Source organism: Streptomyces sp. CB02959 (assembly GCF_002803155.1).
In the GTDB taxonomy this organism is placed as follows: domain Bacteria; phylum Actinomycetota; class Actinomycetes; order Streptomycetales; family Streptomycetaceae; genus Streptomyces.
The window spans coordinates 82,972-98,416 of record NZ_NNBP01000022.1 but is presented as its reverse complement, the minus strand read 5'-3'; the positions used below and the strand labels follow the sequence as shown (position 1 = coordinate 98,416).

Below are 15,445 nucleotides of genomic sequence, written 5' to 3'. Positions count from 1 at the left end.
CGGTCAGCTCCCTTGGGGCGTCGTGGCCCCGATGGGCATGACGCCGAAGTGGGCGAGGAGTGCGTCGCAGGACCGGCAGGGGGGCGCGTAGCTGCCGTGCTGGGGGTCGCCGTCCTCGCGGATGTGACGTGCGGTGATCTTGGAGTGTTTCAGGGAGCGGCGGGCTTCGCCGTTGGTGAGGGGTTTGCGGGAGGCGCGCTTGCCGCGGTTGGCCTCGACGGCGAGGAGATGGCGGGAGAGGAGGACCGCTTCGGGGCAGCGGCCGGTGAAGCGGTCGCGTTGCGCGGTGGTGAGGGTGTCGAGGAAGTCCTGCACGAGGGGGTGCAGGGTGGGGGGCTGTTCGGCCTTGCTCGCCGTACAGGTGAGGGTTTGTCCGCGTACCGACAGGGCGGCGCCGATGGTGGGGAGGATGCCGTCGCGGCGGTGGTGGAGAGCGGGGGCCCGGTCGGCGTCCGCGGTGCCGCTCCAGCCGATGCGGGGGTCACCGGTGGCGCGGGGGTCGCCGGTGGTGGACGTGTGGTGTGCGGTGGTGGTCATGGTGGTGCTTCCCTCCCTGCAATCCCCCCGGTTGCGGAGGTCAGATTGCCAAATGTGCTGGGTGTTGCGGTAGTCGGGCGCGCTGTCGGGGATGTCACTGAGGTGTGACGGTCTGTCGGTCGTCCGGTAACGGGCCTGGTCGGCGGGGTGCGGTCGGGGAGCGCCGAGGGGTGCGGGGCAGGGGGTGACGCGGGTGTGTCACGGGGCTGACGTGCGCTGCGGGCGGGGGCGGTGGAGGGTGTTGCGGCACCGCATAGGCTGTGCCCCAAAGCCAGCTTCAGCCAGGGGGCAACCGCGATGACGACAGGTCGGCAAGGGCTGGGGGCGCATCCCGGCCTCCAGGCCGGAGGACGTCCCGTGCCACCGAACTCGGCCTATGCCGGGCAGGTCGTGCACTTCCCGGATCCGGTGCGTGCCGCGCGGTATCCGGCGGGAGTGCGGATGGACGCGAACGGCTTCCCGGACTTCTCGCCGTACGCCCGGGCGGCGGCGGAGATCGCCGAGCCGCCGGAGGGCTTCGGCGTCGACGAGCTGCGGCTGACGGACTTCGTGTCGGCGAACGCGGCGCTGCACGCACAGGGCCACGAACTGTGGATAGACGTGCCGGCCGTGGCGACACCGCACGGCTGGACCTGGCACCACGTGGCGGGAACGCGGCGGATGGAACTGGTACCCGTCGAGGTGAAGGCGTTGCTGCGGCACCACGCGGGGCTGGCGACGGCGGCGGTGGCGCACGACAAGCGGGGGACGCGGCCCCTTCAGGAGACCCGCCCGGTGCACTTCGGACTGCCGCGGCGGGAGCTGGCGGTGGCCGAGGAGCAGGTGGCGCAGGCCGAGGAGGCACTGGGCTACCGCCTGCCGGGGGCGTACCGGTCGTTCCTGAAGGCGGCGGGCGGCTGCGCGCCGGTGGGGGCGGCGCTCGACGCGGAGCTGGGTCTCCTGGTCGACCAGCCGTTCTTCGCGGTGCGCGACGACGCCGCGGTCAACGATCTCGTCTACGTGAACAAGTGCCTGCGCGACCACTTCACCAAGGACTATCTGGGTGTGGCGTTCGCACAGGGCGGAGTGGTCGCGGTGAAGGTGCGCGGTGAGGCGCTGGGCTCGGTGTGGTTCTGCCCGTACGACGACGCCCGCGATCAGGACGGATGGTCGGTGCAGGAGCGGGTGGAGCGGCTGATGCTGCCGTGTGGTGGGGACTTCGACGACTTCCTCCTGCGACTGGCGGGCAATCCGCCGGAGCTGGAGACGGTGGCGAACCTGATGGTGGACGGCGGCTTCGCGTACGCCGTGCCGGTGGAGGGCTGAGCGCAGTGGTGACGTTCGCACAGGCGCAGGAGCGCGCCGAGCGGTGGGTGAACGGCGAGGTGCCGCCCGCCTTCCACCGGGAGGTACGGGTACGGGAGTTCGCGCTGGGCTTCGTGGCGTGGGCGGAGGACCGCGAGGGCGGCGGCCCGGTCGGCGAGGGCAGCCGCAGCCGGCTGGTGATCGCCCGGGACAGCGGCGAGACGACGCTGTGGCCCGGATTGCCGGTGGGCGAGGTGATCCGCCGCTACGAGGAGGAGTACGGCGCGGCGGCGGAGGCCGGGTACGAGGCGGCGGAGCCGCCGCAGCGGATCGACCTGGAAGCCACGTCGTTCCTGCTGACACCGCCGGAGTGGTTGCAGGAGGCGGCGGACGCGATGGGGCTCGGCGGCCGGAAGGGGGCGGGCGACGGGGGCGATGGTGCTTCCGGGACCGCTTCCGGGGCCGGGGGCGGGACCGCTTCCGGCACTGGGTCCGTTTCTGCTGCTGGTTCTGGTTCTGGTGGTTCTGATTCTGATGGTTCCGGAACTGCTTCCGGGGCTGCCGCGGAGGCCGGGGCCGGGACGGGTGCGCGCGCCGGGAGCGCGTCCGACGGGCAGTCGGCCGTGGCCGACGCCGGGGGCGCGTCCGCGGATGCCTGGGCCGACGTCAGCGTGAACGCGGGCCCGGAACCGGACCGGGACCCGGCCCCCTCCGCGGCTGACGACACGCCGTGGGCCGCCGCGGACACCACCGCGGGCGGGAACGGCGAGGACCGATCGGTGGCGCTGCCGCAGACGGTGTTCGCGCCGCCGCTCGCGGGTTCCGACGACGAGGACACTCCGTCGACGCCGCAGGTGCGCCCCGACGCCAAGACCGAACTGCTGCACCGCGGAAGCCAGTTGCCGCGTACGAAGATCTCGCCCACGCTGCCCCCGCCGTCGCCGGACGTGCCCGGGCAGTCGGGTGCCGGCGGTCCCGGTGGGCTGCCCCCGATGCCGCCCTCGCCGCCGCCGATGCCGCCCATGCCGCCCGGTGTGCCGCCGGCTCCGCCCGCGCCGTCCATGCCCTCCTCGCCGTCCACGGCGCCGAGTGCCCTGCGCGACCTGCCGCCGCCGACCGGGGCGCCGATCGCCGACGTACCGCCGCCGCCCGGCGTGCTGCCGCCGGCACCGCCGTCCGAGGGCCGCCCCGGCGGGGGTGTGCACGCCGCGGCGACGATGCTGGCGGACGGTTCCTCGATGCCCGGCAGCACCGGCGGCCCGCCGCCTCCCCCTGGCACGCCCGGAATTCCCGGCGCGGGCCGGGACGGCGGACGGCCGGCGCCCGAGGCCGTCGCGGCCGCCGAGACCCAGAAGGCGGACGCGCGTCCCGCCGACGGTCCGCCGGCCCCGGGCCCGGTCGCGACCGGCGCGCCGGCGGGCGGTTACGTACCGACCCAGCTGGTGTCCCAACTGGACGCTTCCGAACTGGACTTGAGCGCGGTGGACGGCCCCGGCGGGGGACCCGGTGGCGCTGCTGCCACCGGCGGTTCAGGTGGTGCAGGCGGTACTGGCGATACGGGCGGTGGCTCCGGTACCGGTGGTTCCGGTGCGGCTGGCCCTGGTGGTTCCGGAGGTGGCCCCAGGGGCGGGGTGCACGCCGCGGCGACGATGCTCGCGGACGGCGCGGCCCTGCAAGCCGCCGCGCCCGGTCCCGGCGGAGCCGCCGGTGGTCCGGGTGGGCCCGGTGCTTCCGGTGGTCCCGGTGGCCCTGGTGCTTCCGGCGGTCCCGGTATGCCTCCGCCGCCGCCTCCTGGCCCGTTGGGCGCGCCGAAGCCCCTGGGGGCGTCGGCCAAGCCCGGCGGTGCTCCGGGCGTTCCCGGCCCCGGCCCCGGTGGCCAGGACGGTCCGCCTCCGCCGCCTGCTCCGCCGTCCGTTCCGCCGTCCGTTCCGCAGGGTGGTCCCGGAGGAGGCCCCGCGGGTGGGGTGCACGCCGCGGCCACGATGCTCGCGGACGGTGCCGCGCTGTCCGGCGGCCCCGGCATGCCGCCGGCCGCCGGTCCCGGTATGCCGCCGGCTCCGCCGATGGCCCCGCCGGCGCAGCCCGGTCCGCCGCCGGGCCCGCCCGGTGTGCCGGGCCCCGGTATGCCGGGTCCTGGAGGACCGGGCGTTCCCGGTGGGCAAGGCGCTCCTGGTGGACAGGGCGGACCCGGTGGACAGGGCGTTCCTGGTGGACAGGGTGTCGGTCCGGGTGCGCCCGGTGCGTACGGCTATCCGCAGGCGCCCAGTGGCCAGCCGACCATCGGCCCTGGCTACATGGCCGTCCTGAGCTACCGCGCGCCGGACGGCAGCGAACAGAAGATCGTGCGCCGGTCGGCGCCGGGTACACCGCATCCGGAGTGGCAACTGCTGCACGAGCTGCGCGCGATGAACGTCCCGCCGCAGCAGGTGGTGGAACTGCACACCGAGCTGGAGTGCTGCGATCTGCCCGGTGGCTACTGCGCCCGGATGATCCGGGAGAACTGGCCGCAGGTGCGGATCAGCCACACCGCCCCGTACGGCAAGGACCACGCCTCGCGCCAGCAGGGCGTCCGGCACCTGATCGAGCATCAGGGTGAGCTGCACCAGGTCGCCGACGGGCCGGCGCGGCCCGCGCCGGTGCGGGCGCCGCTGCCGCATCCGTCGCAGGTGCAGCCGGTGCCTCCGGCGCCGCCGCAGGCCATCGGGCACGAGCTGGAGCAGGCGTTCGGGCCGCAGGGGATCTTCCGTTTCGACCAGCGGGCGGTCTCCCGGCAGGGCGTACCGGATGTCGTTGCGCAGACGCTGGTGTGGGCCGGGCTGCCGGTCGACTTCGGGCCGTTCTTCTGGGCGCAGGCGCAGCCGGGGCGCCCGGTGCCGACGCTGGCGGAGCTGGCGGCGGAACGGATGGTGCAGCCGGCACCGGACGCGGGCTCGTATCTGGTGATGGGCAACGACTTCGGCCGTCAGTTGTGCGTCCAGTACGGGACCGCGAACATCGTGGCGGTCCCGCTGGAGGCCGGGCCCGGCGGGCAGGCCGTCGCGCCGCAGTTCGTGAACAGCGGGCTGCCGGAGTTCGTGCGGTGCCTGGCGATGCTGGGGCGGATGTGGCGCCTGCGGTACGGGCTGACGCCCGAGCAGGCCGGCCGCTGGACGGTGGACTTCCAGGCGCAGCTGGTGGCGCTGGACCCGCCGGCGCTCGGGTCGCCGGAGACGTGGTGGTCGGTCCTGCTGGAGCAGATGTGGGACGGGTTGTTGTAGGCGCCCCGCGAGGGTGGGGGTGCGGCGGATCGGCTCTACCGCCGCACCCACCAGTCAATTACACTCCGTAACGGAGTAGGGAATTGCTCACGCTCCGTAATTGTTGCCGTAATGAGGGAGGGGCGGCGGCGGGGCGAGGGTGGCACGCGGGGCCGTGAAGCTGTTGCCGGTTGCCGGTTGCCGGTTGCCGGTTGCCGGTTGCCGGTCGAAGGTCGGCGGTTGTCGGTTGTGGCGGCGGATGGTCGCTGACCGGCCAGGGGCCCGCGGTGTGCGTGACGTATCCGGGTGGTGAACCCGCCTTGCGTTGCGTCGGCGGGGCCTGCCGGTGTCGCGGGCGGTGAAGCGGGCTGCGCCCGGCGGTGGACCCGGCTGACCCGGCGGCCGCGGCGGCTGACCTGGCCGACCCGGCGGTGGACCCCGCTGCCCTGGTGGTGGACCCGGCTTGGCGTCGCTCTTGGGCTGCGCCCTTGGTGTCGCCCCTGGGTTCCGTTCTTGGCCTTGCTCTTGCCCCTTGCCCTTGGCCTTGGCCTTGCCGTTGGTCTCGCTCTCGGGTTCCACTCTTCGGGCCGTCAGTGGGCCCGCCCTTGGGGCTGCTTGTTCTGGCGGCGGCCCGCATTCCGGTGACGGATTCTCCGCCTCTCGTGGCGGACCTGCGCCGACCTGCGGCGAATGCGCCCCAGGCTGCGGCGAATGCGCCCCGGGCTGGGGCGAACCTGCACCGCCCTGTGGTGGGCCTGCGTCAGCCTCCGGTGAATGCGCCCAGGCCCTGCGGTGAACGAGCCCCTGCCTGCGGTGAATCCGCCCTTACCGGGGCGAGTGGGTTCGTCGCGGCAACGTGGGAGGTGGCAAACCCCCCTCGCGGGCGAAGATCCAATTCCGGCTTCTGGTGGCAAATGACGCATCCTTGTGGGAAGGAATGGGCGGAGTGTCGCGATGGAACCGCTTCGGGCCGATCCAGAAAGATGTGCGCGGGACTGTGCGGAAGCTTGCAGGTCCGCGCGACTGCGGTGCGCAGCGGAGAGGGGCTTGAGGGATGAGTACTTCGGTTTCGCCTCACGGGTTCGAGACCGTACGAGGGCGCGGCTATCGCCCGGAGGACGTGGACCGGCGTGTCGAGGGGCTCTCGATCGACCGCGACTCCTGCTGGGAGCGCGCCGCCCGGCTGACCGTCCTGGCCAACGAGATGGAGGCCGAACTCGCCGAACTGCGTACCTATGTGGCGCAGCTTCCGGAGCAGACGTACGAGTCCCTCGGTGAGCAGTCGCGGCTGATCCTGACGACGGCGGAGTCCGAGGCGGCGCGGTTGCGGTCCGAGGCGGCGGCGCACGAGGAGCAGGCGCACGACGATGCGGCCGACTACGCGCAGGACGTCCAGGACGCGGCGGACACGGCCGCGCAGCGGCTGCGTACGGAGGTGGAGGAGGACGCGCGGCGTACCGAGAAGGCGGCGGCTGACGAGGCGGCGGAGCTGGTGACGGCGGCCGTCCAGGAGGGCGAGCAGTCGCGGGCGGAGGCGGCGGGGGAGCTGGCGGAGACCCGGCGGCGTACCGAGCGGCTGCTGAAGGACCAGGAGGCCCGGCACGCCGAGGAGTGGGACGCTCTGGAGCGGGAACTCGCGCGTCTGGAGACCGAGATGGACCAGCGGGTCGCCGAGCTGGACGCCCACGGGGAGGCGGTGGTGGCCGAGCGGCGGCGGCTGACGGCGGAGACCGAGGAGTCCGCGCGGCACGGGATGGAGGACGCCGAGGCGCAGGCGGCGGAGCTGGCGGCGCAGGCCAGGGTCGAGGTGGAGCGGATCGAGCGGGCGACCGAGCGGATCGTGCGGGAGCACGACGAGGCGCGCGAGGAGGTCCGGGTCCATATGACGCACGTGCGCAACAGCCTGGCGGCGTTGACGGGGAAGGATCCGGCGGAGTTCTCCGGGTCCGGGTCCGGGTCGGGGGCCGGGGCTGGTTCCGCTGCTGGTGCTGGTGCTGGTGCTGGTGCTGGTGCTGGTTCGGGCCAGGGACAGGGTTCGGATGGGGAGCAGGCGCTGGGGACGGAGTCGCCGCGGACGGACCGGGGAGGCCAGGGCCGGCGTTAGGCCGCGGCAGGTGCCCCCGGCCGGCCGTCGGCCATCCGGCGGGAAGTTGCCCCCAGGCGGCAGCCGAGGCCCCGTCGGCAGACGGCAGACGGCAGACGGCAGACGGCAGACGGCAGACGGGGGCAGGCGGCGTAGGCGCAGTCAGTTGCTGGGCGGGGCGCCGGTGTCGTCGGCACCCTTTGCCTTGACCGCGTCGTTCATCGCGTCCCTGTCACTGTCCCCGTCTCCGTCACTGCCCTCCGTGCCGACCGCAGCCGTCGTGCCGACCGCGGCCGTCGTGTCGACCGCGGTTGTCGTTCCGGTCGTCTCGTCCGTTCCCGTTGTGTCGTGGTGGTCGGTGTTCGCCGTGGTGGGGGACGGGTGGGTTTCGGGGTGGACGGGGAAGCGGCGGGGGGCCAGGAGCAGGACGGTGAGGAAGGCGAGGGCGGCGGCGGCCGCGGCGCCCAGGTAGACGTGTTCGACGGTGGCGGCGACGGCGCGGCGCAGGTAGTCGGCGGTGAGTGCGCCGGCGTGTCGGAGGGCGTGCGAGACGGCGTCGAGGTCGTGCGGCAGGCCGGTGCTGATGGCCGCGGGGGCGTGGGTGAGGCGGTCGTTGAGGGTGGCGTTGGCGATGGCGCCGAAGAGGGCCGCGCCGAGGGACTGGCCGACCTGGCGGCAGAAGAGGATGGAGGCGGTGGCGGTGCCGCGTTCGGCGTAGCCGACGGAGGACTGGACGCCGATGATCAGCGGCAGTTGGAAGAGGCCGAGCGCGGCGCCGAGGACGAGCATGAGCAGGGCGGGCTGCCAGGCGGCGCCGGGGTAGGGGAGCAGGGGGAAGGCGAACAGGACGAGGGCGGCGGCGCCGATGCCGAGGAGGGCGCAGTTGCGGATGCCGATGCGGTTGTAGACGCGGCTGCTGAGGGCGGCGGATATCGGCCAGCTCAGGGTCATGACGGAGAGCACGAAGCCGGCGGTGGTCGGGCCGAGGCCGAGGACGGCCTGGGCGTAGGTGGGCAGGAAGACGGTCGGGGCGACCATCAGCAGGCCCAGGGCGCCCAGGGCGAGGTTGACGGCGGAGATGGTGCGGCGGCGCCAGACCCAGCCGGGGATGATCGGTTCGGCGGCGCGGCGTTCGATCAGGACGGTGGTCGCGGCGGCCAGGGCGCTGCCGGTGAGCAGGAGGAGGGACGGGAGGGAGAGCCAGGGCCAGGCGGTGCCGCCCTGGACGAGGGCGGTGAGGAGCAGGCCGCCGGTGGCGAAGATGGCGAGTGCGCCGGGCCAGTCGACGCGGGGGCGGCGGCCGGTGGTGGCCGGTCGGTCGCGGCGGGTGTCGTGGAAGTGGCGGGCGATCAGCCAGAGGGCGAGGGCGCCGACGGGGATGTTGATCAGGAAGATCCAGCGCCAGTCGCCGTAGGTGGTGAGCAGGCCGCCCAGTGCGGGGCCGGCGACCGAGGAGGTGGCCCAGACGCTGGAGAGCTTGGACTGGATCTTGGGGCGTTCCTTCATCGGGTAGAGGTCGGCGGCGATGGTCTGGACGGTGCCCTGGAGGGCGCCGCCGCCCAGGCCCTGGAGGATGCGGAAGGCGATCAGGGAGCCCATGTTCCAGGCGCCTGCGCAGGCCAGGGAGCCGATGAGGAAGAGGATGATGCCGGCGAGCAGGATGGGTTTGCGGCCGTAGGTGTCGGAGAGCTTGCCGTAGACGGGGAGGGTGACGGTCACGGCGAGGAGGTAGCCGGAGAAGAGCCAGGAGAAGACGGCGAAGCCGCCGAGGTCGCCGACGATCTGGGGGACGGCGGTGGCGATGATCGTCGAGTCGAGGGCGGCCAGGGCCATGCCGAGCATGAGGGCGGCGACGACGGGGCCGCGCCGGGCGGTGGCGGGGCTGTCGGGTGGCTGGTTTTCGGTGCCGTTCCGGCCGGCGCTGTGGCTGTCCTGGGTGGTGCGGCTCACCGGGCCCCCTCCTGGTGTGGTGTGGCCGACCGTTACGTGTAGTCGGCACGATTCCGGTGACACCTTGGCACGCGCGGGGGTGCGGCGGAACGGGGTTTCTCGCAGCGTGGGACGGCGGGCGGCGGCCGCCGCGGCGGCCGGTTGTCGGTGGTCCGGCGTAAGGTGGTCAGCCCTGGTCCGTGTGCGCCCGTCGGCGCTGTCGAGGGGGTGGCGGACCGGTCGCGTTGTTCGCCTCGCTGGGACGGAACCTTTTCATGAGCCTGAGTGGTCTGCTCGACGCCGTCGTACGGGACCCGGCGCTCGCCGAAGCGGTCAAGGCCGCGGCCGACGGCCACCGGCCGCATGTCGACCTGGTCGGGCCGCCGGCCGGCCGCCCGTTCGTGGTGGCGGCGCTGGCGCGGCGGACCGGCCGCCCGGTGCTGGCGGTGACGGCCACCGGCCGGGAGGCCGAGGATCTGGCCGCCGCGCTGCGGTCGCTGATGCCGGCCGGTGAGGAGAACTCCGTCGTGGAGTTCCCGTCCTGGGAGACGCTGCCGCACGAGCGGCTCTCGCCGCGGTCGGACACCGTCGGCCGGCGGCTGGCGGTGCTCCGCCGGCTGGCGCACCCGACCGTGGACGACCCGACGGCGGGCCCGGTGTCGGTGGTCGTCGCGCCGATCCGTTCGGTGCTCCAGCCGCAGGTCAAGGGGCTGGGCGAGCTGGTGCCCGTGAGTCTGCGGACGGGGCAGACGGCCGATCTCGAAGAGGTCGTGGACGGTCTGGCGGCGGCCGCGTACGCGCGGGTCGAACTGGTCGAGAAGCGCGGCGAGTTCGCGGTCCGCGGCGGCATCCTGGACGTCTTCCCGCCCACGGAGGAGCACCCGCTGCGGGTGGAGTTCTGGGGCGACGACGTCGAGGAGATCCGGTATTTCAAGGTCGCCGACCAGCGTTCCCTGGAGGTGGCCGAGCACGGGCTGTGGGCGCCGCCCTGTCGTGAGCTGCTGCTGACCGACGAGGTGCGGGCGCGGGCCGCGGAGCTCGCCGAGCAGCATCCTGAGCTGGGCGAGCTGCTGGGGAAGATCGCCGAGGGGATCGCCGTCGAGGGCATGGAGTCGCTGGCCCCGGTGCTGGTCGACGACATGGAGCTGCTGCTGGACGTGCTGCCGAAGGGCAGCATGGCGGTGGTCTGCGATCCGGAGCGGGTGCGGACTCGGGCGGCGGACCTGGTGGCGACGAGCCAGGAGTTCCTCCAGGCGTCCTGGGCGGCCAGTGCCGGGGGCGGCGCGGCGCCGATCGACGTGGGCGCGGCGTCGCTGTGGGGCATCGCGGACGTCCGGGACCGGGCCCGTGAGCTGGGCATGATGTGGTGGTCTGTGTCGCCGTTCGCGGCCGACGAGGAAGCGGCTGACGGGGACACCCTCAAGCTGGGGATGCACGCCCCGGAGACGTACCGCGGTGATACGCAGCGGGCGCTGGCCGACACCAAGGAGTGGCTGGCGGACGGCTGGCGCACGGTGTTCGTCACCGAGGGGCACGGCCCGGCGGCGCGTACGGTCGAGGTGCTGGGCGGCGAGGGCATCGCCGCGCGCCTGGAGGCCGACCTCGGCGAGATCGCGCCGGCGGTGGTGCATGTGGCCTGCGGTTCGCTCGACAACGGCTTCGTCGACCCGGGCCTGAAGGTCGCGGTGCTGACGGAGACGGACCTGTCCGGGCAGAAGGCCGCGGGCAAGGACGCGGCCCGGATGCCGGCCCGGCGCCGCAAGCAGATCGACCCGCTCACCCTCCAGGCCGGTGACTTCATCGTCCACGAGCAGCACGGCGTGGGCCGGTACATCGAGATGGTGCAGCGCACCGTCCAGGGCGCCACCCGCGAATATCTCCTGGTCGAGTACGCGCCGGCCAAGCGCGGCCAGCCCGGGGACCGGCTGTACATCCCCACCGACCAGCTGGAGCAGGTCACCAAGTACGTGGGCGGTGAGGCGCCGACGCTGCACCGGCTCGGCGGCGCGGACTGGACGAAGACCAAGGCGCGCGCCAAGAAGGCCGTCAAGGAGATCGCCGCCGACCTGATCAAGCTGTACTCCGCCCGGATGGCGGCGCCCGGCCACACCTTCGGCCCGGACACCCCCTGGCAGCGCGAGCTGGAGGACGCCTTCCCGTACGTGGAGACGCCCGACCAGCTCACCACCATCGCCGAGGTCAAGGAGGACATGGAGAAGTCGGTTCCGATGGACCGGCTGATCTGCGGCGACGTCGGCTACGGCAAGACCGAGATCGCGGTCCGGGCCGCCTTCAAGGCCGTCCAGGACGGTAAGCAGGTGGCGGTGCTGGTGCCCACCACCCTCCTCGTCCAGCAGCACTACGGCACGTTCACCGAGCGGTACGGCCAGTTCCCGGTCAACGTCCGGGCGCTGTCCCGGTTCCAGACGGACACCGAGGCCAAGGCGGTCCTGGAGGGGCTGCGGGAGGGTGCGGTGGACATCGTCATCGGCACCCACCGCCTGTTCTCGTCGGAGACGAAGTTCAAGGACCTGGGCCTGGTCATCGTCGACGAGGAGCAGCGGTTCGGCGTCGAGCACAAGGAGCAGCTGAAGAAGCTCCGCGCCAACGTCGACGTGCTGACGATGTCCGCGACGCCGATCCCCCGGACCCTGGAGATGGCGGTCACCGGCATCCGGGAGATGTCGACGATCACCACGCCGCCCGAGGAGCGGCACCCGGTCCTGACCTTCGTCGGCCCCTACGAGCAGAAGCAGATCGGCGCCGCCATCCGCCGTGAACTCCTCCGCGAGGGCCAGGTCTTCTACATCCACAACCGCGTCGAGTCCATCGACCGCGCGGCGGCCCGGCTCCGCGAGATCGTGCCCGAGGCGCGCGTCCAGACCGCCCACGGCCAGATGGGCGAGTCGCAGCTGGAGCAGGTCGTCGTCGACTTCTGGGAGAAGAAGTTCGACGTCCTGGTCTCCACCACCATCGTCGAGTCCGGCATCGACATCTCCAACGCCAACACCCTGATCGTCGAGCGCGGCGACAACTTCGGCCTCTCGCAGCTGCACCAGCTGCGCGGCCGGGTGGGCCGGGGCCGCGAGCGCGGCTACGCCTACTTCCTCTACCCGCCGGAGAAGCCGCTGACCGAGACCGCGCACGAGCGGCTGGCGACGATCGCCCAGCACACCGAGATGGGTGCCGGTATGTACGTGGCGATGAAGGACCTGGAGATCCGCGGCGCGGGGAACCTCCTCGGCGGCGAGCAGTCCGGCCACATCGCGGGCGTCGGCTTCGACCTGTACGTCCGGATGGTCGGGGAGGCGGTGGCCGACTACCGGGCGTCCCTGGAGGGCGGCGCGGAGGAGCCCCCGCTGGAGGTCAAGATCGAACTCCCGGTGGACGCGCACGTTCCGCACGACTACGCGCCGGGCGAGCAGCTGCGCCTCCAGGCGTACCGGGCGATCGCCTCGGCCGCCACGGAGGAGGACATCGCGGCGGTCCGCGAGGAACTCACCGACCGCTACGGCAAGCTGCCCGAGCCGGTGGAGAACCTCCTCCTGGTCGCCGGTCTGCGGATGCTGGCCCGTGCCTGCGGCGTCTCCGACATCACCCTCCAGGGCTCCAACATCCGCTTCGGCCCGGTGGAGTTGCGGGAATCGCAGGAGCTCCGCCTCAAGCGGCTGCACCCGCGCACGGTCCTCAAGCCCGCCACCCGGCAGATCCTGGTGCCCCGCCCGACGGCCGGCCGCATCGGCGGCAAGCCGGTGGTGGGGCGGGAACTGCTCGCCTGGGTCGGCGAGTTCCTGACGACGATTCTGGGCTGACCCGCCCGCCTTCGGCGGGGTGGTGTCGGGGTGGGCCCCGGTGAGTGGTGGGTTGCGGGTTCGGGGGGTCCGGGGTGGTTGTTCGGACTGCTGCGCTTTACGTCCGAACAACCACCCCGGACCCCCCGAACCCTCCCGCGCGTGAAGGGTCCCACCCCGGTGGGGAGGAAAGGTACAAGCAGCAAGCCGGTCCGCCCCGTAGTTTCTCTTTCTTCCCCCTCACCGGGCGGGGGCGCTCCACGGCGGGAGGGTTCGGGGCTGCGGGGGTGGGTTTCCGGACGTAAAGCGCAGCAGTCCGGAAACCCACCCCCGCAGCCCCGAACCCGGCACCCACCACCCACCGGCGCCCCCGCCCACCAACACCCCACCCCCGCCGAAGGCGGACCGGCGGAACGAGGCGTCAGCCGACCACGCAGGCGGCCACCCGCCCCGCACACCCGACGGCATCCATCCGCCCGGTATCGACCGTCAGGTCGTACCGCACGCCGCGGTGCACCAGTTCGGCCTGGGCGGCGGCCATGCCGGGGACGCGGTCGGCGCGTGTCCGTTCGCGGGCGGCGGCGATCTCGGGGTCGCAGTGCACGCCGACCCAGAGCACGTCGAGCCCGTCGAGGGCGGCGCGCCAGCGTGCCTGCCCGGTGGCGCCGCCGAGGAAGACCTCGTCGACGATGACGCCGGTGCCGGTGCGGGCGATGGCCGCGACGCCCTGGCACCAGGCGGACTCCAGGCGGCGGAAGGCGGGGCCGACCGTGACCTCGCCGTCCGGGCCCACCGTCAGGCCGTCGGGTGCGGAGGTCAGGGAGGGCGGCAGGGCGTCGACGAAGGTGTCCACGCCGAAGGTGAGCCAGGGCCGGGGGAGAGTGTCCTGGAGGGCCCGGGCGAGGGAGGAAACGCCGGCGCTGGAGCCGCCGTTGAGGACGATGACGTCGGTGGTCATCGGGTCACCCTAGGCGGGTTCGGGGTGTCGGCGCGCGGGGTTTCCGGGCCGCCCCACTCCACGACGGCCGCACCTTCGGGCCGTCAGCGGGCCGATGTCCGGTGCAGGACCACGACGTCGCCGGCGGCGCCGACCAGGACGTAGGTGGACCGGGGGTGGCGGGCGGTGGCGTCGGCCAGGGTCTGTTCGGGGGTGCGGTCGTCGTGGAGTTGGGCGGCGATGTAGTCGGCGGCCAGGCCGTCGGTGTCGCCGGTCCAGTAGACGCGGGTGCGGCCGGTGAGGCGGCTGAGCGGGCGGATGTCGGACTCCACCGTCGCGCCGTCGGGTATCCGGTCGAGCAGCCGCTCGGCGGCGGTCGCCGACGGCGGTGTGCGGTAGGTGTCGGCCTCGGTCAGCCGGGCCAGCGGCAGCGTGGTGGTGAGCGCGAGCGCGGCGGCCAGGACGGCGGCGGGCAGGTGGTGGGCGTAGGAACGCAGCCAGGGCCGCCGGGAGGCGAGGGCGCGCGGGAGGGCGTCGACCAGTGCGAGGAAGACGACGGGCATCAGGACGGCGCTGTAGTGCCAGTCGGTGCCCCAGTAGTGCGGTTCGTGGGAGAGGAAGCGCCAGCCGAGGGTCGGCGCGGCCACGAGGAGCAGGGGGGAGCGGAGGGCGAGCAGGCCGGTGGTGGGCAGCAGGGTCCACAGCAGGGTGCGGAGGGCGACGTCGAGGGGTATGGCGGGGGCGGAGTTGCCGTGGCTGCCGAGTTTGTTCCAGTAGTCGTACGAGCCGGAGCCGTTGAAGGCGGGGATGACCAGGCCGAGGACGACGGCGGTGGCGGTGATGCCGACGGCGACCAGGGCGACGGGGAGCGGGCCGGCGCGGCGGGTGCGGATCAGGGCGAGCGCCCCGATGGCGGCGGCGGTGACGCCCAGGTCCTCCTTGACCAGGATCAGCGGTGCGGCCCAGCACACCGCGGTGTTCCAGCGTCCGCGCAGTGCCGCTTCGAGGGCGAAGGCGATCAGCGGTACCGCGAAGGCTATTTCGTGGAAGTCGAAGTCGACGGCGCGCTGGATGCCCCAGGACAGGCCGTAGGAGACGCCGACGGCCAACCCGCGCCGGCGGCCCAGGCGGTGGGCGGCGGCGCGGGTGACGGGTATCGCGGAGAGCGCGAACAGCGCGGCCTGCGCGGTGAGCAGGGTCAGGGGGGAGGGGAGGAGCCGGTAGAAGGGGGCGAGCAGCACCAGGATGGGGCTGAAGTGGTCGCCGAGGATGTTGGTGCCGGGGCCCTTGAGGTCGACGACGGGCGCCTGGAGGTGGGCGTAGCCGCGGATCGCCTGCTCGAAGATGCCGAGGTCCCAGGAGATCGTGGACAGGGTGCGGTAGCGCCAGAACGACAGCACGGCGAACGCGAGGAAGAAGAACCCGGCGGTCCAGTACGGGTCGAGACGCGGGGCGCGGAGCGCGGCGAGCCGGGACGCCGGTGCGGTGGCGGTCCCGGTCGCCGGGGCGGACGCGGTGGCGGTGGCGGTGCCGGGAGTCGGCCCGGGGCGGCCGTCCGCCGCGGTTGCTGCGGCCGTGTCCATGGGCGTCCTCACTCTCGATTTCCGAAAAGATATCCGAACCGGGGTGCGGGCCGGTCCGGCGTTCG

Annotated in this window: 8 protein-coding genes; 4 read left to right on the top strand and 4 right to left on the bottom strand. The window is 73.5% G+C overall.

The window, feature by feature from the left end; genetic code table 11:
- Window positions 1-3: 3 nt before the first annotated feature.
- Window positions 4-537, bottom strand: coding sequence for a YwqJ-related putative deaminase (locus tag CG747_RS31045; RefSeq protein ID WP_100605179.1), 534 nt, complete (start codon window positions 535-537; stop codon window positions 4-6).
- A gap of 297 nt (window positions 538-834) precedes the next feature.
- Between CG747_RS31045 and CG747_RS31040 the strand changes: the two genes are divergently transcribed.
- From CG747_RS31040 to CG747_RS31030, 3 genes are all read left to right on the top strand, one after another.
- Complete coding sequence (locus tag CG747_RS31040) at window positions 835-1,842, top strand: HNH endonuclease (protein ID WP_100605178.1); 1,008 nt, start codon at window positions 835-837, stop codon at window positions 1,840-1,842.
- Between the two features lie 8 nt (window positions 1,843-1,850).
- Entirely contained in the window at window positions 1,851-5,078 is a 3,228-nt protein-coding gene (locus CG747_RS31035) for an SUKH-4 family immunity protein (RefSeq protein WP_374701847.1), read from the top strand.
- Between the two features lie 1,033 nt (window positions 5,079-6,111).
- Complete coding sequence (locus CG747_RS31030; protein WP_257980861.1) at window positions 6,112-7,161, top strand: cellulose-binding protein; 1,050 nt, start codon at window positions 6,112-6,114, stop codon at window positions 7,159-7,161.
- A 141-nt stretch (window positions 7,162-7,302) separates the two neighbouring features.
- Here the strand turns inward: CG747_RS31030 and CG747_RS31025 are convergent, their stop codons facing one another.
- A complete protein-coding gene (locus CG747_RS31025) occupies window positions 7,303-9,090 on the bottom strand; it encodes an MFS transporter (protein WP_374701846.1) in 1,788 nt (595 codons plus the stop codon).
- Between the two features lie 254 nt (window positions 9,091-9,344).
- Here CG747_RS31025 and mfd point away from each other — a divergent pair, with 254 nt between their 5' ends.
- Window positions 9,345-12,881, top strand: coding sequence for a transcription-repair coupling factor (mfd, locus tag CG747_RS31020; RefSeq protein WP_100605175.1), 3,537 nt, complete (start codon window positions 9,345-9,347; stop codon window positions 12,879-12,881).
- Window positions 12,882-13,281: 400 nt separating this feature from the next.
- Here the strand turns inward: mfd and cpt are convergent, their stop codons facing one another.
- Together cpt and CG747_RS31010 are read right to left on the bottom strand one after the other, a co-directional pair.
- Window positions 13,282-13,818, bottom strand: coding sequence for a chloramphenicol phosphotransferase CPT (cpt, locus tag CG747_RS31015; protein WP_100605174.1), 537 nt, complete (start codon window positions 13,816-13,818; stop codon window positions 13,282-13,284).
- 83 nt (window positions 13,819-13,901) lie between these two features.
- Window positions 13,902-15,380: a DUF2079 domain-containing protein gene (locus CG747_RS31010; protein ID WP_100605173.1), complete on the bottom strand. Its 1,479-nt coding sequence runs from the start codon at window positions 15,378-15,380 to the stop codon at window positions 13,902-13,904.
- Window positions 15,381-15,445: the final 65 nt, after the last annotated feature.

Excerpts from the sequence above, each read along its gene's own strand:
- CG747_RS31010 (WP_100605173.1), bottom strand. The coding sequence starts at position 15,380 with ATGGACACGGCCGCAGCAACCGCGGCGGACGGCCGCCCCGGGCCGACT.
- CG747_RS31045 (WP_100605179.1), bottom strand. The coding sequence starts at position 537 with ATGACCACCACCGCACACCACACGTCCACCACCGGCGACCCCCGCGCC.
- CG747_RS31040 (WP_100605178.1), top strand. The coding sequence starts at position 835 with ATGACGACAGGTCGGCAAGGGCTGGGGGCGCATCCCGGCCTCCAGGCC.
- CG747_RS31030 (WP_257980861.1), top strand. The coding sequence starts at position 6,112 with ATGAGTACTTCGGTTTCGCCTCACGGGTTCGAGACCGTACGAGGGCGC.
- mfd (WP_100605175.1), top strand. The coding sequence starts at position 9,345 with ATGAGCCTGAGTGGTCTGCTCGACGCCGTCGTACGGGACCCGGCGCTC.
- cpt (WP_100605174.1), bottom strand. The coding sequence starts at position 13,818 with ATGACCACCGACGTCATCGTCCTCAACGGCGGCTCCAGCGCCGGCGTT.